This is a genomic window from Brachyspira catarrhinii (genome assembly GCF_005518285.1).
GTDB classification, from domain to species: Bacteria; Spirochaetota; Brachyspiria; order Brachyspirales; family Brachyspiraceae; genus Brachyspira; species Brachyspira catarrhinii.
Map to the genome: position 1 here is coordinate 1 of NZ_SJDU01000379.1, position 2125 is coordinate 2125.

The following is a 2125-nucleotide window of genomic DNA, read 5'->3' on the forward strand; positions in this document are numbered from 1 at the left end:
CAAAAAATTATCTCTCGAAGCTCCGCCGTCAACTTTTAGAGAACCCAATTTTACTCCCGAATCGGCAACCATAGCGTCTATAACATCTCTGCTTTGATAGGCAATAGCTTCTTCCGCCGCTCTTATTATATGACTTCTGTTTACTCCTCTCGTTATTCCGACTAAACATCCTCTCGCATACATATCCCAATAAGGAGCGCCGAGTCCAACGAACGCGGGAACTAAATAAACGCCGTTTGTGTCTTTTACTTTTGTGGCAAAATATTCGGTGTCTTTGGCGTCATGCAAAAGTCTAAGCTCGTCTCTAACCCATTGAATAACCGCTCCCGCAATGAACACCGAACCTTCCAAAGCGTATTCGATTTTTCCTTTATAGCCTATTCCTATAGTCGTTATCAAACCGTTTTTACTCAAAATGAATTTTTCTCCGACATTCATTAGAATAAAACTTCCCGTTCCGTAAGTGTTTTTTATATCGCCCTTATCGAAACATGCCTGCCCGAATAAAGCCGCTTGCTGGTCGCCCGCTATTCCCGATATTGGAACATCTTTTCCGTTTATATTCGCATAACCGTAGATTGTCGAAGAATCCTTAACTTCTGGAAGCATACTTTCTGGAATATCCAATTCTTTTAATATTTTTTCATCCCATTTAAGCTCTTTGATATTATAAATCATCGTTCTGGAAGCGTTTGTATAATCGGTAACATGAACTTTTCCGCCTGTGAGTTTCCATATAAGCCAAGTGTCGATTGTTCCGAATAATAACTCTCCTTTTTTAGCTTTACCTCTCGCTCCAGCGACATTATCGAGTATCCATTTGATTTTAGTTCCCGAAAAATAAGCGTCAACGACAAGTCCCGTATTCTCTCTAATATAAGAATCGAGTCCTTTAGCCTTTATAGAATCGCAAATCGAAGCCGTTCTTCTGCATTGCCAAACTATCGCGTTATATATCGGCTCTCCCGTATTTTTATCCCAAACTACCGTAGTCTCTCTTTGATTGGTAATTCCTATCGCAGCTATGTCTTCTGGTTTAGCTCCCGCTTTCTGTATAGCCTCTTGCAAAACTCCGAATTGAGTCGCCCAAATTTCCGAAGCGTTATGTTCTACCCATCCTTCGTTAGGGTATATTTGAGTAAATTCTTTTTGAGCGACAGATACCATATTTTGGTCATAATCGAAAAGTATCGCTCTACTGCTTGTGGTTCCTTGGTCTATAGCCACTACATATTTAGCCATTTAATACTCCTTTATTTAAATTTATTTCTTATCTATTTTATTTTAATTCTTATTTATTTTCTGACAATATCTTTCCAACGGTTAAATCGTAAATTATGCCCGCTAAAATACCGCCGATTATAGGACCTATTATAGGCACTATCCACACATTAGTTCCATCAGTAAGTCCGTTATTTTTAAAACCCGCTACTACGGCAAATAATCTCGGACCTAAATCTCTCGCTGGATTGATTGCATAGCCGTGCATAGCTCCGAAAGAAAAGCCTATTGCCACTACTATTAAACCGACTATTATAGGACCTAAATTAGAACCCGCTGGAGTATTATTGGCGTCTCCAACGGCTAAAATTAAAAATACTAATATAAAAGTTCCTACAATTTGGTCGACTAAGCCCGATAAGAAACCTGAAACAGCTGGAAAAGTGCAAAATACTCCCGCTGTATTTACAAATTCGGGGTCAACCTCAATCCATTTTTTATAATATACGGCAAATACTATAGCGGCGGCGATAAAGCAACCTATCATTTGCGCTACGATATAGTATAAAACTTTATTCCAAGGAAATCTCTTTGTAACCGCCAAAGCCAATGTAACCGCTGGATTTAAATGCGCTCCGCTTACTTTCCCCGATACATAAATACCGAATGTAACGGCAAGTCCCCAAGCCAAATGAATATTGACTGGCGCTCCGTTATTACATATAACCACCGCGGCTACAACTCCGCAACCTAAAAGAATTAAAAACATAGAACCGATAAGTTCCGCCATAAATTCGCTTTTTTTACTATACATATTACTCTCCTTAAAAAATGATATTAAAAATTAATTAATTCCGCCTACTATATGAATTTCGTCTATAAATAAAATCGTCTTTTTTGAATT

At 38.4% G+C, this 2125-nt stretch carries 2 protein-coding genes; both read right to left on the reverse strand.

Features of this window, described 5'->3' with window-relative positions:
* A partial coding sequence (gene glpK / locus EZH24_RS10685; protein ID WP_137999106.1) for a glycerol kinase GlpK occupies nt 1-1242 on the reverse strand: 1242 nt, incomplete at its 3' end.
* Nucleotides 1243-1291: 49 nt separating this feature from the next.
* Nucleotides 1292-2035, reverse strand: coding sequence for an MIP/aquaporin family protein (locus EZH24_RS10690; protein WP_137999107.1), 744 nt, complete (start codon nt 2033-2035; stop codon nt 1292-1294).
* Nucleotides 2036-2125 lie beyond the last annotated feature (90 nt).

What these genes read in the sequence shown, in the direction of transcription:
- EZH24_RS10690 (WP_137999107.1), bottom strand. Translation starts at nt 2,035, where the DNA reads ATGTATAGTAAAAAAAGCGAATTTATGGCGGAACTTATCGGTTCTATG.